Here is a 25,864-nt window from a genome sequence, read left to right on the forward strand (position 1 = left end):
GCCCCATGCTTAACAAAGGACTGTTCCTGGCCTGCGCGCTGGCCCTGCTGAGCGCCTGCGATTCTTCCGATAAACCGGCAGCCCCGCCGGCCCCAGCAGCAGCGGCGGTTGCGCCCAAGCCTGCCAAAGCCGCCGTGGACGTGGCAGCGCTGAAGCAGCGCTACGCCGGGCGCGAGCTGAGCGTGGTGGACGTGTCCGAGGTGCAACTCGACGGGGCCAGCACGCTCTCCGTGAGTTTTTCCATTCCCCTGGACCCCGAGCAGAAATTCGCCGACGAGCTCCACCTGGTGGACAGCAAGTCCGGCAAGGTCGATGGCGCCTGGGAAATCTCCGACAACCTGATGGAATTACGCCTTCGCCATCTGGAGCCGCAGCGCAAGCTGGTGCTCACCGTCGATGCCGGCGTGCAGGCGGTCAACGGCAACACACTCGCCGCCGAATACATCGCCCGCCTGGAAACCCGCGACCTGCAAGCCACCGTCGGCTTCGCCAGCCGTGGCACCCTGCTGCCGACGCGTCTGGCCGAAGGCCTGCCGGTGATCGCGCTGAACGTTGACAAGATCGACGTCGAATTCTTCCGCATCAAGCCTGAATCCCTGCCCACCTTTCTCGCGCAGTGGGGGCGTAACACCAGCCTGCAAAGTTATGAATCCCGCGAACTGCTGCCCCTGGCCGATCTGGTCTACGGCGGCCGCTTCGACCTGAACCCGGCGCGCAATACCCGCGAAACCCTGTTGCTGCCCATCGCCGGTCTCAAGCAACTGCAACAGCCGGGCGTGTACCTGGCGGTGATGCGTGCGTCGGGCACCTACAACTATTCCCAGCCGGCCACGCTGTTCACCCTGAGTGATATCGGCCTGTCGGTGCACCGCTACGCCAATCGCCTGGACGTGTTTACCCAGGCCCTGGAAGGCGGCAAGGCGCTGGAGGGCGTCGATCTCGAAGTGCTCGATGCCGACGGCCGCGTATTGGGCCAGGGCAAGACCGAAAAGGGCGGCCACGCCGAGTTGCCGTTGCCGAAAAAGGCCCAGGTGTTGCTGGCCAAGCAGGGCGAGCAGACCAGCATGCTGCGCCTCGACAGCGCCGCGCTGGACCTGGCGGAGTTCGACATCGGCGGCCAGCCGTCCCATCCGTTGCAGTTCTTTGTGTTCGGCCCGCGCGACCTGTACCGCCCCGGCGAAACCGTACTGCTCAACGCGCTGCTGCGGGACAAGGACGGCAACGCGGTCAAACCGCAACCGGTGAGCGTCGAAGTGCGCCGCCCGGACGAGCAGGTCAGCCGCAAATTCGTCTGGGACGCCGACGCTTCCGGCCTCTATCAATACCCACTGCAACTGGCCGGCGAAGCACCGACCGGGCGCTGGCAACTGGTGTTCGACCTGGGTGACGGCAAGCCGCAGCTGTATGAATTCCTCGTCGAAGACTTCCTGCCCGAACGCCTGGCGCTGGAACTCAGGGGCAGCGACACGCCATTGAGCCCTGCGGAAAACCCGGTGATCCAGGTCAACGGGCGTTACCTGTATGGCGCGCCGGCGTCCGGCAATCGGGTCAGCGGCCAGGTCTATGTGCGGCCGTTGCGCGAGGCGGTCAAATCGCTGCCGGGCTACCAGTTCGGCTCCGTCACCGAAGAAGAACTGAGCCAGGACTTCGAACTGGACGAAAGCGTGCTCGACGCCAAGGGCCAGGAAGAACTGACCCTGGAAAGCAAATGGGCCGACGCCAAGTCGCCGCTGCAATTGATCGTGCAGGCCAGCCTGCAAGAGTCCGGCGGGCGGCCGATCACCCGGCGCCTGGTGCAGCCGATCTGGCCGGCCGAGCAACTGCCGGGCCTGCGCGGGTTGTTTGACGGCAAGGAAACCAATGGCGACGGCCCGGCAGAATTCGAAGTGCTGCTGGCCAACCAGGACGGGCAGAAACTCGCCGCGCAAAACCTCAAGGTGCGCCTGGTGCGCGAGCGCCGCGACTACTACTGGAACTACTCCGAGAACGATGGCTGGAGCTATCACTTCAACGAGAAATTCCTCAACCTCGATGAGCAGACCCTGAACATCAAGGCCGGCGACACCGCCAAGGTCAGCTTCCAGGTCGAGTGGGGGCCGTACCGTGTTGAGGTCGAAGATCCGCAGACCGGGCTGGTCAGCAGCCTGCGCTTCTGGGCCGGCTACCAGGCCCAGGACAACACCGAAGGCGGCGCCGTGCGCCCCGACCAGGTCAAGCTGGCGCTGGATAAACCGGCGTATGGCGACGGCGACACCGCCAACGTCACGGTCACGCCGCCCGCTGCCGGTAAAGGCTACCTGTTGGTGGAGTCCGCCGAAGGCCCGTTGTGGTGGCAGGAAATCGAGGTGCCGGCCGAGGGCAAAAGCTTCGCCGTGAAGCTGGACCCGAAATGGTCGCGCCATGACTTGTACGTGAGCGCCCTGGTGATCCGTCCCGGCGAGCGCAAAGCCAATATCACCCCCAAACGTGCGGTGGGCTTGCTGCACCTGCCGCTGGATCGCACCCAGCGCAAACTGGGCCTGACCCTCACCGCGCCGGAAAAAATGCGCCCCAAACAACCGCTGACGGTGAAAGTCGCGGCGAAAAATGCCGATGGCAGCGTGCCGAAACAGGTGCATGTGCTGGTGGCGGCGGTAGACGTCGGCATCCTCAATATCACCGAATACCCGACGCCCGAACCGTACTCCAGCCTGTTCGGCCGCAAGGCCTATGGCGTGGACCAGTTCGACATCTACGGCCAGTTGATCGAAGCCGGCCAGGGCCGCCTGGCCAGCCTGGCGTTTGGTGGTGATGCGGCGCTGGCCAAGGGCGGCAAGCGCCCCGACACCAGCGTGACCATCGTCGCCCTGCAAAGCGCGCCGGTGACTTTGAATGAGCAAGGCGAGGGCGAAGTCAGCGTCAATATTCCCGACTTCAACGGCGAACTGCGCCTGATGGCCCAGGCCTGGAGCGATGATCGCTACGGCATGGCCGAAGCCAAGACGGTGATTGCTGCACCGTTGATTGCCGAACTGTCGGCGCCGCGCTTCCTCGCTGGCGGCGACCAGACGACGTTGGCGCTGGACCTGTCCAACCTGTCGGGCAAGGCACAGAAGCTCGATGTGCAACTGACTGCCGAAGGGCAACTGGAGTTGGTCAACGCTGACGCGCAAACGGTCGAGCTGAAACAGGGCCAGCGCACCACCCTGCGCATCCCGGTGAAAGCCTGGGGCGGGTTGGGGCAGGGCAAGGTCAAGGTCACGGTGAACGGCCTCGACCTGCCGGGTGAAACCCTGCCGCCGTTCAGCCGCGAGTGGACCCTGGGCGTGCGTCCGGCGTATCCGGCGCTGCTCAAGCATTACCGCGCGGTGCTCAAGGATCAGCCGTGGAGCCTGCCAGCCGGCGCGCTGGAGCCGTTCGATGCGGCGGGGCGTGAGGCGCTGTTGAGCCTGTCGAGCCGGCCGCCGTTGAACCTTGGTGCGCAGATCAATGCGCTCAAGGCCTACCCCTATGGCTGCCTGGAACAGACCGCCAGCGGCCTATACCCGTCACTGTATGCCGACGATGCCTTGCTCAAGCGCCTGGCGATCAAGGGCGAGCCGGATGCCGAGCGCAAACGCAAGATCGAGCTGGGCATCGAGCGCCTGCTGGGCATGCAGCGCTACAACGGCAGCTTTGGTTTGTGGGGCGCCGATGGTGAAGAAGAGTATTGGCTGACGGCCTACGTCACCGACTTCCTGCTGCGCGCCCGCGATCAAGGCTTTGCCGTACCGCCTGAAGCCTTGAAGAAGGCCAGCGAACGCCTGCTGCGTTATGTGCAGGAGCGCAACCTGATCGAGGTCGATTACAGCGACAACGCCGAGCACACGCGCTTTGCCGTGCAGGCCTACGCCGGCATGGTGTTGGCGCGCAGCCAACAGGCGCCACTGGGCGCGTTGCGCAGCCTGTTCGAACGTCGCAGTGATGCGCGCTCCGGGTTGCCATTGGTGCAACTGGCTATCGCCCTGCAAAAGATGGGCGACCAGCCGCGTGCGGACCAGGCGCTGCTGGCCGGCCTGGCGGCGCAGCGCAATGCCAATGAATGGCTGGCCGACTACGGCAGCCCGCTGCGCGATCAGGCGATGATCCTGGCACTGCTGGAGGAGAATGACCTGGCCAAGGGCAAGCGTGAGGAACGTTTGTTTACCCTGTCGGATCAGTTGGCGGCCAGTCCGTATCTGTCGACCCAGGAGCGCAATTCGCTGTTCCTCGCCGGACGCCTGGGCTTTGCCAAGCCCGACGCGAACTGGCAAGTGACCCTCACCGGCAGTGGCGGTGTGCAGGAGCTGAACAACCAGCAACCGACGCTGGAGCTGGAAGGCAAGCTGCTGTCCAGCGACCTGAGCCTGAGCAATCAAGGTGAGGCGCCGGTGTACCAGCAACTGACGATCTCGGGTTATCCACAGGTGCCACCGGCACCGGGTGGCGACAACCTGGGCATCCGCCGCGAATACCTGGGCATGAACGGCCAGCCGCTGAACCTGCGCAACCTCAACAGCGGCGACTTGGTGCTGGTGCATCTGGCCGTCAGCGCCAAGCAGCGCGTGCCGGATGCCCTGGTGGTGGACCTGCTGCCGGCCGGCCTGGAACTGGAAAACCAGAACCTGGCGCAAAGCGCCGCCAGCCTGGAGAACGCCAGCAGCCAGGTGAAGGAGTGGCGCGAGTCAATGCAGAACGCGTCGCTCAAGCATCAGGAGTTCCGTGATGACCGTTACGTGGCGGCGCTGAACCTGGACGGTTCCGGCACCACGCACTTGCTGTATCTGGCGCGGGCGGTGACGCCCGGCACCTACCGCGTGCCGCCGCCGCAGGTGGAGTCGATGTACCGGCCGAACTGGCAGGCGGTGGGAGAAACCCCGGCAGACCTGGTGATCAAAGGCCGCTGAGATCCTACTGAGTGAACCGGCTTCAAACTGTGGGAGCTGGCTAGCCTGCGATAGCTATCTGTCAGTTGATGCATCGTTGACTGATACACCGCTATCGCGGGCAAGCCCGCTCCCACAGGGGGATCTTGGGTGTTTGGGGGATTAGTGTACGACCCAGCTGAGCAACCACAGCCCCAGCAACAACCAGATAATCCCGAAGATGATCGACGCCCGCATAAACGCCCGCACCGCCGAATACAGAAACAGCAGGCCAATGATCAGCGTAAGGATGCTGATGATCGACGTGTCCATGCCCAACGTGCGTGACAGGCCTTCGACAAAGTTGCCACCGGCGTTGGTCAAGGCACCGAACAAACCGCTGAGCCCATCGACGATAAAGCGGATGACCGAACCGAGCGCCTGGCCCAACCATTCGAAAAAGCTTTCTACCTGCATGTGTGTGTCCTGATAAGAAGGTGGGCGTGTGTTTGCCTTTGGTTGTTATTGCGTCAGGCTAGTTCCCTATCAGCATAGAGGTTTGCAGGTTAAATAATGGGTTTGCTTAGTACTGGATACACACAATCCCATGTGGGAGCTGGCTTGCCTGCGATAGCGGTGCGTCTGTGAAAAATTTACCAACTGACCCACCGCTATCGCAGGCAAGCCAGCTCCCACAGTTACTGCGCTGGAGCTTGGGGTTTGTGGTGTTGGTGATCGCGCTGCTGTGGCTGGCCGACCGCATCTGGCCGCTGCCGCTCCCTCAGGATGACCTCGCACGCGTCGTCCTCGCCGAAGACGGCACGCCCTTGTGGCGCTTCGCCGATGCCAACGGCGTCTGGCGCTACCCGGTGCACACCAGTGAAGTCTCGCCGTATTACCTCGATGCGCTGCTTACCTACGAAGACCGCTGGTTCTACTCGCACCCCGGCGTAAACCCGTTGGCCCTGGCGCGCGCAACCTGGCAGAACCTCACGGGCGCGCGGGTGGTGTCCGGTGGCAGCACCTTGTCGATGCAGGTCGCCCGCTTGCTCGACCCGCACTCACGCACCTTCCATGGCAAGCTGCGCCAGTTATGGCGTACGGCGCAGTTGGAATGGCACCTGTCCAAGGATGAAATCCTCAACCTCTACCTCAACCGCGCGCCGTTTGGCGGCACCCTGCAAGGCGTGGCCGCAGCCAGTTGGGCGTACCTGGGCAAGTCCCCAGCCCAACTGACCCACGCCGAAGCCGCGTTGCTCGCCGTATTGCCCCAGGCCCCCAGCCGCCTGCGCCCCGACCGCCACCCGCAGCGCGCCCAACAGGCCCGCGACAAAGTGCTGCGCCGCCTCGCCGAGTTCCAGGTATGGCCGCAAGCCGCCGTCGATGAAGCCCTGGAAGAACCGCTGCTGCTCGCCCCGCGCCTGGAACCGAGCCTGGCGCCCTTGCTCGCGCGCCGCCTGAACCGTCCCGACAGCCCGCCGCTGATCCGCACCACCCTCGACGCCACGCTACAACGGCGTCTGGAAGACCTGCTGCTGGGCTGGCGCGCACGCCTGCCGGAGCACACCTCGGCGGCCATCCTGGTGGTGGAAGAAGAAAGCATGGCCGTGCGCGCCTACCTCGGCTCGGTGGATATCAACGACGCCAAGCGCTTTGGCCACGTGGACATGATCAGCGCATTGCGTTCGCCGGGCTCGACGTTGAAACCCTTTCTCTACGGCATGGCGCTGGACGACGGGCTGATCCACTCCGAATCCCTGCTGCAAGACGTACCCCGGCGCTACGGCGATTACCGGCCGGGCAACTTTTCCATGGGCTTTACCGGCGCGGTGCCGGCGAGTACGGCGCTGTCCAGTTCGCTGAACCTGCCGGCGGTGCAGTTGCTGGAAGCGTATGGCCCCAAGCGTTTTGCCGCGCAGATGCGCATCGGCGGTGTGCCCCTGGCGTTGCCGGCGTTGGCCGAGCCGAACCTGGCCTTGATCCTCGGCGGCGCGGGCAGTCGCCTGGAAGATTTGGTCAGCGGCTACAGTGCCTTCGCCCGCGACGGCAAGAGCGCGACGATCCGCTTGCAGCCGGATGACGTGCTCAGGGAACGCCCGATGTTATCCCCAGGCGCCGCGTGGATTGTGCGGCGTATCCTCAGTGGCCAGGCGCGACCCGACCGTGACCCGCGTGCCGAACTGGTGCAGCGCCCGGTGCTGGCCTGGAAAACCGGCACCAGCTACGGCTTTCGCGATGCCTGGGCGATTGGCGTGGGCCCGCGTTATTTGATCGGCGTGTGGATCGGCCGCCCCGACGGCACGCCGGTGCCCGGCCAGTTTGGCCTCGCTTCGGCGGCGCCATTGATGTTGCAGGTGCATGACGTGCTGACCAACCGCGACAGCCAGCGCGGCATCAGCGCGCCCGTCCGACCGGTGCCGGCGAATGTGGGCGTGGCAGCGATCTGTTGGCCGTTGGGCCAGCCGATGAATCGCAGCGATCCCAATTGCCGCCGCCAGCGCTTCGCCTGGACGCTGGACAACACCACGCCGCCGACCTTGCAGGCGTTGGATCAACCGTTGAGCGTGGGCTTGGTGGAGAGCGTCTGGGTGAACGCCAAGGGCCTGCGGGTGGACGCCCGTTGCGCGGGGGCAGAGCTGAAAAACATTGCCCTGTGGCCTGCGCCCTTGGAACCGTGGTTGCCGCGCATCGAGCGCCGCGAAGCACGCATCCCGGCCGCCGATCCCGATTGCCCGCCACCGGCATTGGCGGCGTCTTCGCCGCTGTCGATAGTCGGTGTGCGTGAAGGGGATCAACTGCGTCTGCCGGCCGCCAGCCAACAGGCGCTGCGCCTGAAGATCTCGGCGTTGGGCGGCAGTGGACGGCGCTGGTGGTTTATCAATGGTGAGCCGTTGGGGGATAGTGCCAACCAGGACTTTATCAATGCCAGTTTCGAGCGGCTGGGGCGTTATCAATTGAGTGTGCTGGATGAGGCTGGCCAAACTGCCCGGCTGGAGTTCAGTGTCGTCGACTAGAGCGCTATCGCGGGCAAGCCCGCTCCCACATTTTTGATCTGTGAACACCTTCAAGTGTGGGAGCGGGCTTGCCCGCGATGGCGGCCCAAAGGTTCACTTGCCTTCACGGCCAAACCCCCCGAAGCTACACACCTTCAGGAGCCCCCGCATGAACCTCGAACACCTCACCGAACGCCTGCACCGCATCCGCGATAACAACGACTGGAAGCAGTTCCACAGCCCGAAAAACCTGGCCATGGCCGCCAGCGTGGAAATGGCCGAGCTGGTGGAAATCTTCCAATGGCTCAGCGAAGACCAATCCCGCCAGCTCCCCGCTGAAAAGCTCGCCCATGCCGGGCAGGAAGTCGGCGATATCGTCTTGTACCTGTTGTTGCTGTGCAGCGAGTTGGGCCTGGACATGAACGAAGTGGTGCGCGCCAAACTGGCCGACAGCGAACGGCGGTTTGCCCATGAGTGATCGCCACTTTGACCAACTGGCCACGCGCTTTGCCGAGAAGATCTACGGCGGCGCCAAAGGGGCCATCCGCCTGGCCGTGCTCCAGGCCGACCTGACCGAAGCACTGCCCCAGCGCCCCTTGCGCGTGCTGGATATCGGCGCGGGCCTGGGCCATATGTCGCTGTGGCTGGCCGAGCAAGGCCATCAGGTGACCCTGGCCGAACCCGCCGAACCGATGCTCGACGGCGCGCGCCAACGCTTCGCCGATGCCGGGCAGACCGCGACCTTTATCCATGCGCCCTGGCAAGAGTTACTCGGCCAACTTACCGAGCCTTACGACCTGGTGCTGTGCCACGCCGTGCTGGAATGGCTGGCCGAGCCCCATGCGATCCTGCCGGTGCTGCACCAACTCACGGTGCCGGGCGGTTGGTTGTCGTTGGCGTTCTACAACCGCGATGCGTTGATCTATCGCAACCTGCTCAAAGGCCACTTCCGCAAGATGCGCAAGAACGACATGGCCGGCGAAAAGCAGAGCCTCACCCCCCAACAGCCGCTGGACCCGCGTGAGCTGGCGGCGCAACTCGATGGCCTTTGGCAGGTCGAAAGCCAAAGCGGCGTGCGGGTCTTCCACGACTACATGCCGGTGGAGTTCCAGGCCCGCGCGAACCTACAGGACTTGTTGGAGATGGAACTCGCTCACCGTCGTCACCCAAGCTTTGCCGGACTTGGGCGTTATTTGCACTGGATCTGCCGTCCGGTTTAAGCGGCCCAGTCTGCGGAGGTCGAAATGCGTCGTCTCTGTTTGATCCTGTTGTCCCTCGGTCTGGGCGCGTGTTCCAGCCCCAACCCTTACGTCGCCGCGTCGGCGCCGATGCCGCCCGCGCCCGCGCAGGCGGCCAACACCTTTGATGCCAGTGCCTACCCGGCGCCGGTGCGTGACTACGGTGCCTATCGCAGTTGGGCCTGGCGCAACGGTCAGCTCCCGCCCGGCACGGCCTGGGCCGATTCGGCGCAGATTGCCGAAGCGGTCAACGGTGCCCTCGACCAGCGCGGCTTGCGCCCGCAGCGCGCCAACCAGCCCGCCGACCTGCTGGTCAGCGCCGACGTGCGCCTGGAGAAGCGCCTCAAGCAAGTCCAGGATGACTACGGCTACGGATACGGCGGCTACAACCGTTATGGCAATGGCTACGGCATGTACAACTCGGTACCCATCGTGCGCACCTATGAAGTGACGGTGGCGGTGGTGCGGGTCAACCTGTTCGATGCCCGCAACGGCCAGCCGGTCTGGAGCACCAGCGCAGAAACCGCCAGCCAGGGCAGCCTCAGCGAACGCGCCGAGGCCTTGCGCAAGGCCGTGCAAAAAGCGCTGAGCGCCTATCCGCCGAGTTAAGCGCTATTCTCATTCCAGGCTCAGGTCGTACTTTGGAGAACAACCATGTTTCGTCGTATCGCAACGCTCGCATTTTTAGTGCTGCTGGGCGGTTGCCAGAGCAATCAGGTCAACCACGATTTTGACGCCAGCCGCGACTTCGGCGCCTACCGCAACTGGGCCTGGAAAGACCCGGCCCTGCAATACCGCCCGGATGATCCGCGGATCAAGAGTGACCTCACCGAACAACGCATCCGCCAGGCCGTGGGCGAGCAACTCGACCAACGCGGCCTGCGCCCGGCGGCGCCAGGCACCAAGGCGGACCTGAACGTGCAGGCCTACCTGATCGTCGAAGACCGCCAGCAGCAAGTCACCACCAACTACGGTGGCGCCTGGGGCGGGCCGTGGAATGGCTACTGGGGCGCGCCGATGTACAACGAAACGCGCAACATCACCTACAAGGTGGCGACCATCCAGATCGACCTGCTGGACGGCAAGGACGGCAAACTGGTGTGGCGCGGCAGTGACGAACAGATGATGGCCAGCACGCCGAATCCGCAGGATCGCAGCAGTGCCATTCGCAGCACCGTCACCAAGATCCTCTCCAACTACCCGCCACACTAAACAACACTGCAATCCCCTGTGGGAGCGGGCTTGCCCGCGATAGCGGTCTGTCAGTCAAAGATGCATCAACTGACAGATAGCTATCGCAGGCAAGCCAGCTCCCACATTTAGTCTTGTGCCAGGCCCAAATCTCCGTCAGTCGCCAATGTGGCGACTGGCCAGCGCACCCGCCAAGCCTTGTCTACACTCCACTGCACCTACGGAGAGTAAGCGCTAAAGGAGTGCTCGATGTCTCCCCGACTTCGTTCCAGGCAGCGTGGTGCGATTGGCTTGACGGCGGCCCTGACCCTCGGGCTGGCATTGGTCTTCCTGTTGTTGGTCATCGACAGCGGGCGCTTGTATCTGGAGAAGCGCAAGTTGCAAGGCATTGCCGATATGGCCGCCCTGGAAGCGGTGCAGCGTAACGGCAATTGCCTCCCCGCCACCAACACCGCGCCGGTCTATGCGGGCGCCAGCGCCACGCGCAACGGCTATGTGATCCCCCCCGGCAATGCCCTGAACGTGAACTGCGGCACGCTGACCACCAACGCCAGCAATCTGCGCGTGTTCAGTGCCGATGCGACCAAGACCGACGCCATCCAGGTGATCGCCTCGCGCCCGGTGCTGACCAGTGTCGCCGGGGGCGTGTGGTCGCTGTTCAATGGCAATGCCTACAACCTGATGACCCAGTTGACGGCCAAGGCGGTCGCCGCGCCGAAGATCCTGCCGCCGCAGGCGCAGTTGACGATCAAAACAACAGTGGCGACGGTTAATAGCACCAACTCGCCCGCCCTTGACCTGCTGTTTGGCAAGTTGCTGGGCGGCAACCTGTCGCTGGGCCTGGTGGGCTATCAAGGCCTGGCGGACAGCGATATCAACCTGCTCAGCTACCTGAACCAGCTGGCGCTGAACGTGAACGTGCAGGCGGGCAATTACGATGAATTGTTGGCCAAGAACCTCAAGATCGGCCAATTGATCGACGCCGCCGTCACGGTATTGCAGGCCGGTGGGGGGACGGCTTCGGTGGCGGCGACGACGGCGTTGGGCCAGATCAAGGCATTGATGGGGCCCGCCGACGTGACCTTGGGCACCCTCTTGCAATTGCAGGCCGGGGCGGTGTCTTCGGGGCTCAACACCACGGTGAATGCGTTCCAGCTGGCGCAAGCCTTTGTGCAGTTGGCCAACAAGACCAACGGCGTGGTGGCCGAGATACCGGTGACGATCCCGGGGGTCACTGCCAACCTCAAGGTCAAAGTCATTCAGCCACCGCAGTTGTCATCGATTGGCGACCCCACGTACGCCAAGAATAAAACCGATACGGCCACGCGCATTTATGTGCGCACGGCGCAGGTCAGTGTGGGCCTGACGGTGACCTTGCCGCTGCTCGCAACACCGTTGGTCAACACGGCCTTGAATGGCTTGGTCAGCCCGCTTTCCGACGTGCTGAACAATTTGCTCAGCCTGAACCTCGCCGGGACGCTCAGTTCAGTGTTCTGCGCGATTGGCGGTACCCCTTGCCAGAGCACTGACTTGCGGCTGCTGTCTTCCGCTACCAACCCGTCGGTGCCCAGTGTGGATGTGATCCTCGAACTGGGCGGCGCGGAAAGCTATGTCACCGGCTTCACCTGCGCCAGTGACGCGACCAAAACCCTGACCACCCAAACCAACGCCTCGGTGGTGACCATCAAGGTCGGCCAGAGCCCGACGCTGAGCGATTCGCTAGGCGCGAGCCCGCCCTTGGATCCGGTGCCGCCGCTGCCGGTGATCGACATCGGTGCGATTACCTGCCTCAAACCGCTGCTCGGGCTCGGCCCAACCACCTGTGATCCAGCCTCCCGCAAGCCGTTTTATGGCGGCGGCATAGGCGTGACCATCGACCCTGCCGTGGGCACGCAGACCGCTTCCGGCGCCACCTACACCTTCCCCCAGCCACCGGAGATCAAGCAGCCATCGCTGTATCATTCGCTATCGACCACCAACCTGGTGGCTTCCGTCGGCACCGCGTTGAAAACCGGGCTGAAGTTCCAGGTCTACCAACCCACAGGGTTCAACCTGTTGGGCTCGCTGTTGGTCACCAGCGGCACGTTGCTCAATAACTTGACGTCCACACTGGGCGGCGTAATTGGCAACGTGCTCAGTCCGATTGTCGATCCGCTGGTCAATGGCTTGCTCTCAACCTTGGGCATCAACCTGAACCAGGTCGAAGTCGGCGCCAACCTCAGTTGCAGGCCCCACGGCCAGGCGGCGTTGGTGAACTAGGCCAGCGGCAGCTCCACGCAGAACTGCGCGCCGTGCTCGCCGTTGCCGACGCTCAGGCGTCCGCCCATGTTCTCCACAATGCCGTAGCTCACCGACAAGCCGAGGCCGGTGCCCACGCCGATGGGCTTGGTGGTGAAGAACGGTTCGAAGATCCGCTCCAGCAAACGCGGGTCGATGCCGCCCCCGTTGTCTTCGACCCAGATGCGCACGTGGCTGGCGTCATGTTCGCTGTGCACGGCGATCCAGGGGCGCAGGTCCGGCTGTTTTTCCCGCTGGCCGAGCAACGCGTCGCGGGCGTTGACCATCAGGTTGATCAGCACTTGCTCCAGCTGATCGACGTAACCTTTGACCTGCACCGTGAAGTCCGCCGGGGTCAGGCGCACCTCCACGCCCTTGCCGCGCAGGCCCTCGCTGAGCAGGGACAGGGTGCCTTCCACCGCCTGTGCCGGGTCGAAGGGTTGCTGCTCGATTTCCGAGCGCCGGCCGAACACGCGCATATGGTCCACCACCCGTGCGGCACGTTGTACCTGGGTGTCGATGCGCTGGAGTTTTTCGCTCAGGTAGTCGATCTGCACTTCGCCGCTGCTCAGGCGCTTGAGCACATTGGCGATGGCCATGCGCATCACGTTCAGCGGCTGGTTGATCTCGTGGGCCAGGCCCGTGGCCATTTCGCCCAGCGTGGCCATTTTCGCGCTTTGCGTCAGTTGTTGCTGGGAGCGGCGCACTTCGGTGTTGTCGCGGCCCACGGCCTGCACTTCGACCAGCGCGCCGTGCTCATCGAAGACGCCACGGTCTGACCACACCCACCAGGCATGCGCACGCCCCGGCAGTTGCAGGCTGATTTCGGCGGTGCTCACCGGGTATTCCGGGGTCAGTTGGCCGATGCGCTGTACGAAGCTGGTGCGTTGCTCATTCGACAGCCAGTCCGCCAGGTTCAGCCCCGGCAATTGCTCGGGTTGGCACTCCAGGTAATTGGCCAGCGGCGTGTTGCCGAAGGTCAGGGTCAGGTCGGGGCGGTAGCGGCAAATCATCGCCGGCGAGTCTTCCACGAGGATGCGGTAGCGCTCTTCACTTTGCTTGACCTGCTCGGCGGCCAGGGTCGCCTCGGTGACGTCCAGCCACAGGCCCACGGCTTCCACCGGCAGGCCGAGATCGTCGCGCAGCAACTTGGCCTCGTCGAGCAGCCAGTGATAGTTGCCGAGTTTGTCCTGGACCCGATAGCGGCTGCGCACGCTGCCTTCGCGCAGCAATTGGCGGGTGCGTTCGAAGTACAGGTCGCGGTCGTCGGGGTGCAGCCATTCGATCAGGCTGGCCGGGGTGCATTCGGCCAGGGTGCGACCGAGCAAGGGCCGCAGGCTGTCGCTGAAAAACAGCGGTTGCAGGGTGCCTTCGACATAGCGCTGCACGTAGATGATCGCGGGGGCGCTGGCGATCAGGTTGTCCAGCCGCGCATGGGCGGCAGCGGCTTGTTGCTGCTGGTTCTTGATGTCGCTGATGTCCAGCATGAAGCCGATCAGCCGGCGGTTGTTGCCCACGCCCAGCGCCTGGCCCTGCACGCGATACCACACGGGGTTTTGCGCCGCGTCGAGGCGGTGCAGGCGCACGCTGGTGGACAGCGGTTTGCTCAGGGTCTGCAAGTCTTGCAGGCGGCTGGCGAGTTCCTGGCGGTCGGCGGGGTGGAACAGCAGCAGCCAGTCGGCCACGGCCAGGCGTGTGGCCGGGGCGTCAGGGTCGAGGTGGTGCTGCAGTTGCGGCGCCAGTTGGATGTCTTCGCTGTGGTTGGGCAGCTCCCACCAACCGGTGCCGAGCAGGCCTTGCAGGGCCTCCAGGCGATCGAGCTGTTGTTGGTGGCGCTGCTCGCGCAGGCGGCTGAGCAGGGGCGCGGCGAGGGCGGCGGCGAGTTGCAGCCAGTCCCGCGCAAAGGCGTCCTCGGCCTGGAAGAAACCGCACAGCAGCCACGCGGCGACGCCGTGATCATCGCGATAGGGCACCAGGAAACCTTCGGCATTGCCGAATATTCCTTGCAGGCGCGGATGCTCGCTGTGGCCATGGTTGCGGGTCAGGTGCACAGGGGCGGTGCCACCAAGGCTATCCAGGGCGCCGCCGAGGAGCTGGCCGTCGCGCCACAGCAGCGGGGCGTCAAAGGCGCGGTACTGGCTGTGGACCTGCCAGCCCTGGTCCTGTTCGTCGAGCAGGGCGATGGCGACGCAGGGCACCTTGAAGTGTTGGGCGATGCTGTGCAGATTCTCCTGCACCACCTCTGGCAGGCGGGCCAGGCTGCACACCCGCAGGCGTTCGCTGATCTGCGCGCTGAGCAACTGGTGGCGTTCGCGGGTGTCGGCGTGCTGGCGGTGGGCGAGCAAGTCGCCGATATCCAACAGCTGCAAGCGCCAGCCATCGCCTTGGGGTTGCAGCCAGCCACGGGTGTGCAGGGGGCTGGCGGCAAACCCTTGGAAGTCGAGGTCGAGGATCTGCCCCTGCCAGTCGGCGGGGCTGCCTTCGATGACTACGGCACTGTGGGCACACAGGTAGTCCAGCAACGGTACAGGTTGTTGCGTGGTGGTGTGTTTGACCAGGCGATGGCGCAGGGCGCCGTGGATGTGCAGGACACGGCCAAGGGCGTCCAGGTCGATCTGCAAGCCGCCGCTGGCGGGCACCAGGGCTGGTGCTACATGAACCTCGGGCGGGCGGCCGAGGAGGCGATCGAAGAACTTTTCCCCCGAGGTCAAAATTGCAGGCTCGCTTGGGCTGTGAGTGTGGTTGGCAGGTTGGGCACGGTGCCAAAGCCCGGCAGCACAAGGAACGGCAACACGCTTTTGAGGTTCGCGGAGGGGTAGTTGATCTGTACGGTCAGCAAGTTGGCCGTGAAGCTCGTGGTGATGTAGGCCGGCACGAACTTGAACGCGGGCGGCAGCCACTGCAATTGGGCCTGGGCGCCCGCCACGGCACGGGCCTGGACGGCGGCGGCGTAGCCGGGGGTGGTGGGGTCCAGGGCGACGCTGCGCCGTACGCCTTCGGCCGTAGCCTGGTTGAACGACTGCAACAGCAGTAACGGCAGGCTATAGCTGACCAGGCCATAGAACACGGCGAAAAAGATCATGAACACCAGCGCGAACTCAATCGCGGCGGCACCTTTCTGTTTTCTAGGGAGGCCCTTTCTCATGACTGCGTCTACCCTGACTACCACTACCTGATATCAGCATAGAATCATTCAGCAAAAAGGGATTTTTTTTACGTGATTCAAAGCCTCTTTCTGTTTGCCTGGCTGGCGCTGTGCGCCGCGCAAGATATCCGCCAACGGCAGATCGCCAACGCCCTGACGCTCGGTGCCTTCCTGCTGGCCCTGGTTTACCTGCTGTGGAGCGGCACCACCTGGCTGGGCGCCACGCCGGCCGAGGGCGGCTGGGCATTTGCCCTGGCCGTGCTGTTCACCTTGCCCGGTTACGCGCTGGGGCGCCTTGGCGCTGCGGACGTAAAGCTGCTGGCGGCCCTGGCGCTGGCGACCAATTGCGCGTACTTGCTGGGCACCTTTATCGGTGCCGGACTGGCCAGTGCCACCTGGTTGCTGCTGGCGCCAAAATTATGGCCGCTGATGAATCAAGGGCTTAGAAATACCCTTCACTACCTGGGACCCGATCAGTCAAAAAAACAACCGTTCGCGCCGTTTTTACTGGTCGGATTCACCCTCGCGTGGTTTTGGATCCCTTTAGTCGCGGCGTAGGCTATCGCTATGTACATAGTAGGAAAGTGCGTCTACGTTTATAGCTACAGTGTGCGAAATAGACGCTGTTGGCACGGATTGATCAGACTTTGGCTTGCCCAGGCATGGAGTAGCGCGTGAACAAGCTTACCCCGCAAATGAAAGTGCTCGTGGTCGACGATCAGCCCTTGATCGTGGAAGAGTTGTGCGAATTCCTCGAAAGCAGCGGTTACCGTTGCGTGCCATGCCATTCCAGCCCGCAAGCCGTTGCGCGGTTTCGTGAAGACGTCGAGATCGGCCTGGTGCTGTGCGATCTGCACATGCCGGACATGGACGGCATCGAACTGGTCCAGGAGCTGCAACGCATCGCCGGCAAACAGCGCGCCTTCGAGGCGATCATGCTGACCGGTCGCGCCGACAAACAGGATGTGATCAAGGCGTTGCGTGCCGGGATTGCCGATTACTATCAAAAGCCGATCAATCTCGACGAACTGCTTGAAGGCCTGCAACGCCAGGAGACGGCGCTGCGTGAGCGGCAAAAGGGGGTGGAACTGGGGCAACTGAATCAGAAGCTGCAGTTTCTGTCGGCCTCGATCGATGACCTGTACCACGACCTCGACAAAGTGCGCAGCAGCCCGCAGCAAGCCGGTCGCGATGCGCCGGATGATCTGGCGGACGCCGACAGCAGTGAAATGCCGGCCATCTTCAAACAGCTGTCCCCCCGCCAATTGGATGTGGCGCGCCTGGTCGGCAAGGGCCAGACCAACTATCAGATCGCCTGTGAGCTGGGCATCACCGAGAACACGGTGAAACTCTACGTGTCCCAGGTGCTGCGCCTGACCCATATGCATAACCGCACCCAACTGGCGCTGGCGCTGTCGCCGAGCAACTCGGCGATCCGCCAGCGCGTCACCGCCCACTAGTTACTGCCGCTTGGCGCAGTGCCACCCTGTTTCTGGTCGAAGTACTCGGGAATGGGGTGTTTGTAACTTTCAATCAAACGCTGCATGGCCTGCTCGCGCTCAGCCGGCGAGGCCTTTTGCGGCGTGGACGTCGCCAACTGCCCTTTGATCTGCATTTGCAGCCAGCCTTCGGTCTGCCTCTGGTACACCGATGACGGCCCGGGCTCGATCGCCAGCGCGGTCAGGGGCAGGGTGGCCAACAGCAGGTGGGCGAGGGTTTTGAGTTTCATTGGGACACTCCCTTACTTGACGGTCGCCACTTGACCCTTGGCGCGGGTTGCAGAGCCCTTGAGCTGCTCGGCGCGGGCCTGGGCCTGGTTGAACTGCTCGGGGCTCAAGTTGAAGCGGCTGACGAACTGCGACGCCTGCTTCCAGTTGTTCTGGTAGATCAGCAAGGTGACCATGTTCACCGCCGCCAGCGAGTTGCTCTGGTTGAGCTCCATGGCAGTGAGGAATTCGAAGCGGGCGTCTTCCATGCGCAGCTGATTGAGGTAGACCACCCCCAGGTCGTTGCGGATTTTTTCATCGGTGGGCGACAGCCTGGCGGCCCGTTGCAAGTGCTCCAGGGCTTGGCCGTTATCGCCCCTGGCCACCGCCAGTTGGCCCAGGCCATGTTCGCCCTCGGCGGCCATGCAGGTGCCCAGCAGGCTGCGGTACATCGGCTCGGCCTCGCTGCGGCCGAGCAGCCGGTAAACCTTGGCCTTGCGCAGGCGCACCTGGGGCAGGTTGTCCGTCATGTTTTGCAGGTTGGCCAGGCTGGCGTGCAGCTTGCCGTCATTGGCCATTTCATCGGCGAGGTTCAGCGACAACTCCTGGTCCGAACTGGGCTTGGAGCAACTGCTGGCGCCGGCAAAGCCCGACCAGGGCGTCTGGCCCATGTTCGCGCAACCGCTGATCAACAACACGCTGCAGGCGGCAATCAGTAATTTCATGGTGCGTCCTCTCAAGGCCCCATGGCCTTGGAAATGGCGATAAACCCGGGGCCGGCCAACACAATCAGCAGCGCGGGAAACAGAAAGACCATCATCACGACCGACATCTTGGCCGACATCTTGGAAATGTATTCCTGCATGCGGGTCAGGCGCCGGTCATCCAGCAGTTGCTTGAGCGCCTGCAACGATTTCATCGCGCCGCCGCCCTGATACAGCAGCTGTTGCAGGATCGCGCAGGTGTCGCTGAACTCATCCACGCTGAGCATCAGGCTGGTCTTGCTCAGCTCTTCGCCCAGCTCCAGGCCCGAGTCCACCCGTGCCAGCACCAGGCGCAGCTCCGAGGTCAGTACCGGCAGCAACTGCTGGGCTTCGTTGGACATGACCCGCAGGGTTTGCTCCACGGCCATGCCCGACTCGAACAGGATGCGCAGCAGCGGGATAAAGGTCGAAACCTCCTGGGAAATTTGCTCCTGGCGCCGCTTGGCCACGGACGCCAGCACGCGCTTGGGCAGCAGGTAGCCGGTGGCAAGGCCCAGGAACGGCGCGGGCCAGGCATGGGCGACATCCGGGTAAAACAGGCTTTGCAAGAGGAGGGTCAAGCCGAGGAACAGGATCGGCGCGCCCACCTGGCAGGCGGCAAACAGCGAGCGCTGGCTGGCTTTTCGCCAGCCGATGCGGTTGAGCAGGACCTGGGTTTCGTTGTCCAGGCTGATGGTGCGCTGGCCGATCCGCGTGTTGCCCAGTTGGCGCAACAAGTGCCCGACCTTGTCGTTGCGCTGCGTGTCGCCTTGCAGCCGCTGGGTCACCAGGCGTTGCTGGCGGCGTTGGCCGATCAGGTTGACGGCCACCAGGGCGAGTGCAGCGAGAAACAGCGCAACACTGATCAGCACGGCCATCTCAGATGCTCCTCAGCATGCGCCACAGCGCCACACAGCCGATGATCTGCATGCTGAACGCGCCGATCAGCAGCAATTGGCCGCTGCCATCGGCCCACATGCCCACCAGGTAAGTCGGGTTGGTCAGCAGGAAGTAGCCGGCCACGCTCACCGGCAGCAGCGCCAGGACCACGGCGGTGACACGGGTTTCGCCGGTCATGGCGCGCAGTTGGCGCGCGCCCTGGTCACGCTCGCGGATCATCTTGATCAGGTTTTCCAGCAGCTCGCTGGCGTTGCCGCCGTAGCGATGGTTGACCTTCAAACCGAGGGCAAACAGGCGCAGTTCATCCTGTTCATACAGCTCGGCGAAATCGTGCGCCGCTTCCGGCAGGCTGACCCCCAGCAACACGTTGCGCTTGATGCGGCCCATGGCGCTCTGCAACGGGTCTTCGCTGGCATCGATGGCGCCGAGCACCGCATCGGCCAGGGTGCGCCCGGACTTGAGGCTGCGCACGGCGTGGTCGAGCAATTGCGGCAGTTGCTCGATCATGCGCCGCAACCGGCGTTGATAACGCAGCGAGATGTAGAAGCGCAGCGCCAGCGGCGGCGTCAGCAGCATCACCAGCAACCCCAGCCAGTCGAAGGCGAGCAGGCCCAGCAGCGCGCCCAGCACCCACAGCGTCAGCCACAGCCCCAGGCGCTCGGTCGGCTTGCCCAGGCCGGCGCGCATGAAGGTACGCTCCAGGCTGGTCAGCACCGGGTTGTGCTCCGGGCTGTCGGGCTGCCCGTGGGCCAGGCGCTCCAGCACGCGGTCGGTCTGCGCCTGACGCACGCCACGGCGCATCAGTTGCAGGCCAAGCAACAGCATGGCCAGGGACATCAGTGCGAGCAGGATCGGAGCGAGCATGGGCGGCGCCTCCTACTGCGGCAGGTGGCTTTCGCGGCGCAGTTTGTCGCCGGCGGGGTTGATGGCTTCGCGCACAAAACCGTAGCCGGTGCGTTTGTCGAGGCGGAACAGGGTGTTGGTGACATACACGTCATCGCGCACGCCCACCACTTCCACCACCTCGGTGACGCAGCGGCGGCCGTCGGGCATGCGCGACAATTGGATGATCACGTCGAGCGCCGCGCAGATCATCTGGCGCAGGGTTTTTTCCGCGACCGTGCGCCCGGTCAGGCCCACCAGGGTTTCCAGCCGCAGCAGCGCATCCTGGGCGTTGTTGGCGTGCACGGTACTCATGGAGCCGTCGTGGCCGGTGTTCATCGCGGTGAGTACGTCGAGCACTTCCACGCCACGGATCTCGCCGAGGATGATGCGGTCGGGGCGCATGCGCAGGGCGTTGCGGATCAGGTCACTGGCCTTCACTTCACCGTGCCCCTCGGCATTTGGCGGGCGGGTTTCCAGGCGCACCACGTGGGGGTGGCCCAGTTGCAGCTCGGCCACGTCTTCGATGGTGACCAGGCGTTCGTGGGGGTTGATCAGTTGGCTGAGAATGTTCAGCAACGTGGTTTTACCGGTGCCGGTACCGCCGCTGATGAGGATGTTGCAGCGCTTGCCCACGGCCTCCTGGAAGAACTCGAAGATCGGCTGGTCGATGGTCTGCATGGCCACCAGGTCGCTGCTCTTGAGCATGTCCTTGCGGAATTTGCGGATCGACAGGCACGGGCCGTCGAGGGCAATCGGCGGGATGATCGCGTTGACCCGGCTGCCATCGGGCAAGCGCGCATCGACCATCGGCGAGGACTCGTCCAGGCGCCGCCCCAAGGGCGCGAGGATGCGTTGCATGACGCGCTCCACATGGTGGTCGTCGATAAAGCGCAGGTCGCTCTGGTGCAGCAGGCCATCGCGCTCGACGAACACCCGGTGCGGGCCGTTGACCAGGATTTCCGTCACGGAGGCATCGCGCAGCAGCACTTCCAATGGGCCGAAACCGGTGAGTTCGTCGACGATCTCTTCGGCCAGGCGCTCCATCTCGTAGCGGGAAATCGCCAGGTGCATGCGGGTGATGTATTCGTTGACCTTGTCGATCACAAACTGCGCGAGGGACTGGCGGGTGCCTTCCAGCAGGTTTTTCCCCGACTCCTCGATGGCGTCGATGATGTAGCGGTGCAGCACCAGCTTGAGGCCGTCGTGATCGGTATTGCCGACCGCACCGCGCGCGCCGGGCACACCGAACAGCTTTTCGCCGCTCACTTGGTGCCCCACAGGCGGGTCAGCCAGTTGGCCGAGGGTTTCTCAAGGCCTTCGGAACGTTTGGCCAGGCGCTCGCCAAGCACCCGCAAGCCTTGGCTCAAGGGTTCGCGCGGGGCCAGGGTGAACAGGCTCTGGCCTTGGTTCTTGGCGTTCAGGCGCAGCTCGGCGGCCAGGGGTAGCACGGCGATGACTTCCAGGCCGAAGGTCTTGCCCAGGGCTTCGGCCTCGGGCGCGGCGCCTTTGATGTAGCGGTCGATGAGCAACCGGCCGTGGTCCAGTTTCATGCCTTTTTCGCGCCAGCGATTGAGCACCGCCAGGTTGCGGCGGCAGTCCAGCACGCTTTGGTCGGTGCACCACAAAAGCTTGTCGCAATGGCTGACAAAGGTGCGCAGAGCTTCGCTGTCGGGTTGGCCGGTGAGGTTCACCACGATGTGCTGGAAGTGCTGGCGCAGGGCGCTGAGCAACATGTACAGCTCGGCGGCGCTGGTGTGCTCCAGGGGCTCGTCGCTGTCGGTGTAGGCGAGGATGCGCAGGCCCGCTTCGGTGGCGGTAAAGGCGCTGTTGATCAGGGTGGCGTCGAGGCGGCGCAGGTGGCGCAAGGCATCGCCGAAGTGAAACGAGCTTTCCAGGCCCAGCAGCGCCAGGCTGTCGCCCCGGGGCAGGCCGAGGTCGAGGACCAGGGTTTGCTGGCCGCTTTTCTGCACCACGTGCGCCAGGTGCCCGGCGAGCATGGCGCCGTCGGTGCCGCATTGGGTGCCATACAGCACGGTGAGGCCGCCCAGGTGGCTGGTGTGGGCCACGGCCGGCAGGCGTTTGCTCAGGCGCCGCACCAGCCCCGCGACTTCGCTGGAGCGCGAGCCGTAGGCGACAAAATCCCTGGCGCCGGCGCGCATGGCGTTGAGCACCAGCTGGTTGTCCATGCCGTCGCCCAACGCGACGATCGCCAGCATCGGCTTGGCCTCCAGGGCGCCTTCGATCAGGGCGCACTGGTGGGTGACGTTTTCGCGGTCGAGGCCGATGAACACCAGGTTGGCGAAGGTCACGTCCACCAGTGCGAGCAGCTCGTCGAGGCTGCCGCTGCCGGCGCTGACCACTTGGCCCAGGGGCGCGAGGGCCCCCTGGAGCCATTCCAGGTCGGTGCTGTTGCGGGTGATTGCCAGGAAGGTCTGGCTCAGGCTTTCGCTCATTGGGAGAGTCCTGTGCGTCGGTCGAAATTGCCGTTTTCGAGGAAGAACAGGCGGTACCAGTTCGGGTCGTAGCTGCGCAGGTTTTCCCCCGGCAGGGACGGCAGTTGTGCATTCGCGGCGAGGGGCTGGACCAGGTGCGGGGTGACGATCATCAGCAGCTCTTTTTCTTCGCGGCTGATGTTGGAGTCACGGAAGAACGCACCGAGGATCGGGATGTCCCCCAGGCCCGGAAACTTGTCGATGGTGGAGCGGTTGTTGGTGCTGATCAGGCCGCTGATCACGAAGCTCTCGCCATCGGCCAGGGACACGCTGGTGTCGGTGCGACGCACGGTCAGCGCGGGCACCCGGATACCCTGGATGGCGACGGCGTTGCTGTAGTCCAGCTCGCTGACCTCCGGCGCAACCTTGAGGCTGATGCGGTTGCGATCGATCACCGTGGGGGTGAGGGTCAAGCGAATGCCGAACTCCTTGTACTCGATGGAAATGGTGTCGCTGCCGGCGCTGGGCACCGGGATCGGCACTTCGCCGCCGGCCAGGAAGGTCGCGCTCTGGCCGCTCAGGGCCACCAGGCTGGGCCGCGCCAGAGTGTAGGCGAAACCGCTGCTTTCCAGGGCGTTGATCATCGCCTTGACGCGGCCGCCGCCAAAGCCGACGTTGAAGTTGTCCGTGCTCACCGGCAGTTTGAACACGCCCTCGGTGGGGGACAGGATGTTCGGGCTGCTGAGGAAGAAGTTGGTGCCGATCCCGAGAAACTTGGTGCTCGCTTCCTTGAGCTTGGTGCGGCTGACTTCGACAAAACGGATATCGGTCTGCACCTGGCTGGGCAGCGACGGATCTTCCGAGGGCGACAGCGACAGGCTGGTCAGCGCCGACGTGGCCTTGCCCTTGACGAACACCATGGTCTGGCGCGGGCTGGGCGAGCAGGCGGTCCAGATCATCAGGCTGGTGGCGCCGGACGAGACGCCGGTCAGCAGGAAGGCCTGGTTGCCGTTGACGTGGACGTCGGCGATTTTCGGGTCGCCGACCGCCAGCCGGGTAATGGCGACCGGGGATTGGATGGCCTGTTGCAGACCTTCACCGACCTCAAGCGTCGCAGGCAACTGCTCCAGGCTGGCGCAATTGCCCGGTGCCGCCTGTGCCGCGCCGACGGGCAGGGCGAGGGTGACCAGGGTGCAGAACACTCGCGAAAACTTCGGCATGGAACGACTGCTCATTCAAGGCATCCTTAGCGCTATCAGGGCGTTTGTTGAGTGACCTGGTTGCCGCGTATCACCTCGACACCCGAGCGACGCGGCGTGCCTTTGGTGGCTGTCGGGTTGAAGTTGCTGATGGGCGGCGTGGTTTGCGCCAGCTGGTTGAACTGGTAGAGGTCGCGCTTGGCGTTGTCGAGATTCTGCGCAGAGTCGGTGTCGCCGGCCCAGTATTGGCTCAGGCGTTGCTCGTCGGCGCTGCGCAAGGCCAAGCGCAGGCTGCCGGCCTGCACGGCGAGGACCAGACGCGTCATCAACTGCTCGGGCACGGCCAGCAACACCGTGCGCGCACTGGCACGCCCTTGTTGTTGCTTGGCCTTGTCTTCGGCGGTGACGGCCACCGGCGAGCCGGGCGTGCCGTCGTTGGTCAGGCCCAGTTGATCGCCCACGCCCAGCAGGCGCAGGGCCGGAATCACGGTTTGGGCGGAGGGTTGCGGGTTGCCGTTTTCCGAGCGCAGGTACAGCATCACATCCACATAGTCGCCGGGGTTCAATTGGCCGCCGGCGCCGGTCACTTCATCCACGGCAACCGCCAGTGCGCGCTCGTCGGCGCGGATCATGCGCGACAGGTTGCCGCCGGCGCTGAAGCTTTCTTCGGTCAGCCAGGTGCCGGCTTGCAGGGCGCGCCATGGCGTGCGGCCGACCGCCTGGTCCAGTGCGGTCAGGCTGCCGGCGGGAGCTGTCTTGAGTTTTTCCAGCGTCAGGTCGGCGGCGGTGAGGGCGACGTAGGGCGGCACGTCATGGGCCAGCACGACCACGGGTTGGCGGGTCGGGTCTTCGATGGCAGCGACAGGGGCGTTATTAATGACAGGTGGCGCGACGGCGGCAACCGGCTCCGGGCGGCTGAGAACCAGGCCCCAGTACCCGGCAATCAACGCCCCGAGTAGCAGTACCGCGGCCAGAATCATGCTGATACGACTGCTCATGAAGGCTCTCCCTTTCCTACTGGCAGACCTTTCAACGGGTCCATCCAGCGACTACGCAATCAGTTCGTTCTGGGTATTCAACTATTTCGCTATTTGAAGGTAGTCGAGCTAGGACAAAATGCCATTACTGCATGGAAATATTGTGTATCGGCGGGCAAACATTGGGGCTTTGACGCCATTTGGCTGACTACTACTTTGTGATTAGTCGCTTATTACACTTGTTGGGAGTGAATTTGCCGACAATGCTCTAGTGGCATAGCGAGATCATGTTGCAAGCCCGCTACATCCGCGCTCTCAGCGCAAAGGAGAAGTCATATGTTCCTTGATGCCATTCGCAAAGTGTTTGTCAAAATCCAGATTCTGTCTTACGGAAGAGAGGGGGCCTCCGGTATTGAATATGCAATTGTCGCGGCCATGTGTGCGGCGGTGATCGGGCTTTTCATGACGCCGATCAGCACTAAGGTAAAGGCCATTTTCACCTCGATTCAAACAGGTATCGGTACTTGATGCTCTAGCGAGTCGCGTTCTCCTCTTTTGCCGGAGCTCTACATGCACATCGCAGAAAGCATTCGTTTTATCTACGTGAAAGTGTGGGTCATGGTGAGCGCCAGGGACGGCGCCTCCGGCATTGAGTACGCCATTGTGGCGGCGATGTGCGCGGCGGTGATCGGGATCTTCATGACTCCCATAAGTGACCGTGTAAAGGTGCTGTTCAACCTGGTCGAGGCGAGCATCGCATCGACTTGATCAATCCCGCGACACGACTAACCTGAGTGCATCTTAGTGTCAGGATCTTTCGCCATGAGTCCCTCCGTGCCTTCTTCGCGGCAACAACTTCTCCTGGTGGACGACGAAGAGGACGCTCTGATCGAACTTGCCGAATCCCTCTCCAATGAGGGATTTGTGTGTTTTACCGCCACCTCCGTGACCGACGCGCTACAGGAACTGACCCTTAACCCGGATATCGCGCTGATCATCACCGACCTGCGCATGCCCGAAGAAAGCGGCATCTCCCTGATCAAGCGCCTGCGCGAACACACGTCTCGCCAGCACCTGCCGGTGATCGTGATGTCGGGCCATGCCGAGATGGATGACGTCAGCGACATGCTGCGCTTGCAGGTGCTGGATCTGTTTCGCAAGCCGATCTACCTGGTGCGGTTGATCGATACCCTCAACAGTTTGTTTCCCCTGCAGAAGCGCCAGTTCTAGCCGCCAGTTGGGCTCACTGTGGGCGCTGGCTTTTGTGGGAGCTGGCTTGCCTGCGATGGCGGTGGAGCAGCCAGCACTTGTACTGA

At 63.8% G+C, this 25,864-nt stretch carries 23 protein-coding genes; 12 read left to right on the plus strand and 11 right to left on the minus strand.

From position 1 onward, the window contains the following. Positions 1 to 5 precede the first annotated feature (5 nt). Positions 6 to 4,904: an alpha-2-macroglobulin gene (locus PSH87_RS03245; RefSeq protein WP_305432514.1), complete on the plus strand. Its 4,899-nt coding sequence runs from the start codon at positions 6 to 8 to the stop codon at positions 4,902 to 4,904. A gap of 141 nt (positions 4,905 to 5,045) precedes the next feature. On the opposite strand, the gene PSH87_RS03250 is transcribed toward PSH87_RS03245, so the two are convergent. Then, positions 5,046 to 5,339, minus strand: coding sequence for a hypothetical protein (locus tag PSH87_RS03250; protein WP_017738360.1), 294 nt, complete (start codon positions 5,337 to 5,339; stop codon positions 5,046 to 5,048). A 245-nt stretch (positions 5,340 to 5,584) separates the two neighbouring features. On the opposite strand from PSH87_RS03250, the gene pbpC reads away from it, so the two are divergent. The 6 genes from pbpC (at position 5,585) to PSH87_RS03280 (ending at position 12,543) form a co-directional block, all read left to right on the plus strand. Next, positions 5,585 to 7,876, plus strand: a complete 2,292-nt coding sequence (gene pbpC, locus PSH87_RS03255; RefSeq protein WP_305432516.1) for a peptidoglycan glycosyltransferase PbpC — start codon at positions 5,585 to 5,587, stop codon at positions 7,874 to 7,876. Between the two features lie 148 nt (positions 7,877 to 8,024). Further along, a complete protein-coding gene (locus PSH87_RS03260) occupies positions 8,025 to 8,333 on the plus strand; it encodes a MazG-like family protein (RefSeq protein WP_257781341.1) in 309 nt (102 codons plus the stop codon). Beyond that, positions 8,326 to 9,075, plus strand: a complete 750-nt coding sequence (locus PSH87_RS03265; RefSeq protein WP_207043686.1) for a methyltransferase — start codon at positions 8,326 to 8,328, stop codon at positions 9,073 to 9,075. Before PSH87_RS03260 ends, PSH87_RS03265 begins: the two co-directional genes overlap by 8 nt. Positions 9,076 to 9,099: 24 nt before the next feature. Continuing rightward, positions 9,100 to 9,702, plus strand: coding sequence for a DUF4136 domain-containing protein (locus tag PSH87_RS03270; protein ID WP_305432520.1), 603 nt, complete (start codon positions 9,100 to 9,102; stop codon positions 9,700 to 9,702). Positions 9,703 to 9,747: 45 nt separating this feature from the next. Further along, complete coding sequence (locus PSH87_RS03275; protein ID WP_305432522.1) at positions 9,748 to 10,305, plus strand: DUF4136 domain-containing protein; 558 nt, start codon at positions 9,748 to 9,750, stop codon at positions 10,303 to 10,305. 228 nt (positions 10,306 to 10,533) lie between these two features. Then, positions 10,534 to 12,543, plus strand: a complete 2,010-nt coding sequence (locus PSH87_RS03280; protein ID WP_305432525.1) for a pilus assembly protein TadG-related protein — start codon at positions 10,534 to 10,536, stop codon at positions 12,541 to 12,543. Here PSH87_RS03280 and PSH87_RS03285 read toward each other — a convergent pair. Both PSH87_RS03285 and PSH87_RS03290 read right to left on the minus strand, forming a co-directional pair. Continuing rightward, positions 12,540 to 15,272, minus strand: coding sequence for a PAS domain-containing sensor histidine kinase (locus PSH87_RS03285; protein WP_305432527.1), 2,733 nt, complete (start codon positions 15,270 to 15,272; stop codon positions 12,540 to 12,542). The genes PSH87_RS03280 and PSH87_RS03285 overlap by 4 nt on opposite strands. Further along, on the minus strand, positions 15,269 to 15,706 hold the full coding sequence (locus PSH87_RS03290; RefSeq protein WP_026136844.1) for a TadE/TadG family type IV pilus assembly protein: 438 nt from the start codon (positions 15,704 to 15,706) through the stop codon (positions 15,269 to 15,271). The genes PSH87_RS03285 and PSH87_RS03290 overlap by 4 nt, the downstream gene beginning before the upstream one ends. 72 nt (positions 15,707 to 15,778) lie before the next feature. On the opposite strand from PSH87_RS03290, the gene PSH87_RS03295 reads away from it, so the two are divergent. Beyond that, positions 15,779 to 16,264 carry a prepilin peptidase gene (locus PSH87_RS03295; protein WP_017737281.1) on the plus strand — a complete coding sequence of 162 codons (486 nt, stop codon included), beginning with the start codon at positions 15,779 to 15,781 and terminating at the stop codon, positions 16,262 to 16,264. A gap of 116 nt (positions 16,265 to 16,380) precedes the next feature. Beyond that, the gene (locus PSH87_RS03300; RefSeq protein ID WP_305432529.1) at positions 16,381 to 17,166 is read left to right on the plus strand and encodes a response regulator transcription factor; all 786 of its coding nucleotides are present in this window, start codon (positions 16,381 to 16,383) and stop codon (positions 17,164 to 17,166) included. Here PSH87_RS03300 and PSH87_RS03305 read toward each other — a convergent pair. From PSH87_RS03305 to cpaB, 8 genes are read right to left on the minus strand one after another with little or no spacing between them, the layout of a single operon-like run. Next, positions 17,163 to 17,435, minus strand: coding sequence for a DUF3613 domain-containing protein (locus PSH87_RS03305; protein ID WP_305432530.1), 273 nt, complete (start codon positions 17,433 to 17,435; stop codon positions 17,163 to 17,165). The two genes, PSH87_RS03300 and PSH87_RS03305, sit on opposite strands and share 4 nt — an antisense overlap. Positions 17,436 to 17,447: 12 nt before the next feature. Beyond that, on the minus strand, positions 17,448 to 18,137 hold the full coding sequence (locus tag PSH87_RS03310; protein ID WP_017737284.1) for a lipopolysaccharide assembly protein LapB: 690 nt from the start codon (positions 18,135 to 18,137) through the stop codon (positions 17,448 to 17,450). Between the two features lie 11 nt (positions 18,138 to 18,148). Further along, positions 18,149 to 19,033, minus strand: coding sequence for a type II secretion system F family protein (locus tag PSH87_RS03315; RefSeq protein ID WP_017737285.1), 885 nt, complete (start codon positions 19,031 to 19,033; stop codon positions 18,149 to 18,151). Between the two features lies 1 nt (position 19,034). Next, complete coding sequence (locus PSH87_RS03320) at positions 19,035 to 19,919, minus strand: type II secretion system F family protein (protein WP_017737286.1); 885 nt, start codon at positions 19,917 to 19,919, stop codon at positions 19,035 to 19,037. Positions 19,920 to 19,931: 12 nt separating this feature from the next. Further along, the gene (locus PSH87_RS03325; protein WP_305432533.1) at positions 19,932 to 21,206 is read right to left on the minus strand and encodes a CpaF family protein; all 1,275 of its coding nucleotides are present in this window, start codon (positions 21,204 to 21,206) and stop codon (positions 19,932 to 19,934) included. After that, positions 21,203 to 22,393, minus strand: a complete 1,191-nt coding sequence (locus PSH87_RS03330) for a pilus assembly protein (protein WP_305432535.1) — start codon at positions 22,391 to 22,393, stop codon at positions 21,203 to 21,205. Before PSH87_RS03330 ends, PSH87_RS03325 begins: the two co-directional genes overlap by 4 nt. After that, the gene (locus PSH87_RS03335) at positions 22,390 to 23,607 is read right to left on the minus strand and encodes a type II and III secretion system protein family protein (RefSeq protein ID WP_305432537.1); all 1,218 of its coding nucleotides are present in this window, start codon (positions 23,605 to 23,607) and stop codon (positions 22,390 to 22,392) included. Before PSH87_RS03335 ends, PSH87_RS03330 begins: the two co-directional genes overlap by 4 nt. A 20-nt stretch (positions 23,608 to 23,627) precedes the next feature. Continuing rightward, positions 23,628 to 24,569 (minus strand): Flp pilus assembly protein CpaB, encoded by a 942-nt coding sequence (gene cpaB / locus PSH87_RS03340; RefSeq protein ID WP_305432538.1) that lies wholly within the window; start codon positions 24,567 to 24,569, stop codon positions 23,628 to 23,630. A 315-nt stretch (positions 24,570 to 24,884) separates the two neighbouring features. On the opposite strand from cpaB, the gene PSH87_RS03345 reads away from it, so the two are divergent. Genes PSH87_RS03345 through PSH87_RS03355 form a run of 3 tightly spaced genes read left to right on the plus strand, consistent with a single transcriptional unit; the run spans position 24,885 to position 25,778 of the window. Continuing rightward, positions 24,885 to 25,076: a Flp family type IVb pilin gene (locus PSH87_RS03345; protein ID WP_017737290.1), complete on the plus strand. Its 192-nt coding sequence runs from the start codon at positions 24,885 to 24,887 to the stop codon at positions 25,074 to 25,076. Between the two features lie 42 nt (positions 25,077 to 25,118). Beyond that, positions 25,119 to 25,316 carry a Flp family type IVb pilin gene (locus tag PSH87_RS03350; RefSeq protein ID WP_017737291.1) on the plus strand — a complete coding sequence of 66 codons (198 nt, stop codon included), beginning with the start codon at positions 25,119 to 25,121 and terminating at the stop codon, positions 25,314 to 25,316. 54 nt (positions 25,317 to 25,370) lie between these two features. Next, positions 25,371 to 25,778: a response regulator gene (locus tag PSH87_RS03355; protein WP_017737292.1), complete on the plus strand. Its 408-nt coding sequence runs from the start codon at positions 25,371 to 25,373 to the stop codon at positions 25,776 to 25,778. Positions 25,779 to 25,864 lie beyond the last annotated feature (86 nt).

Origin of the sequence: Pseudomonas sp. FP453 (assembly GCF_030687495.1) — a bacterium.
Taxonomy (GTDB): domain Bacteria; phylum Pseudomonadota; class Gammaproteobacteria; order Pseudomonadales; family Pseudomonadaceae; genus Aquipseudomonas.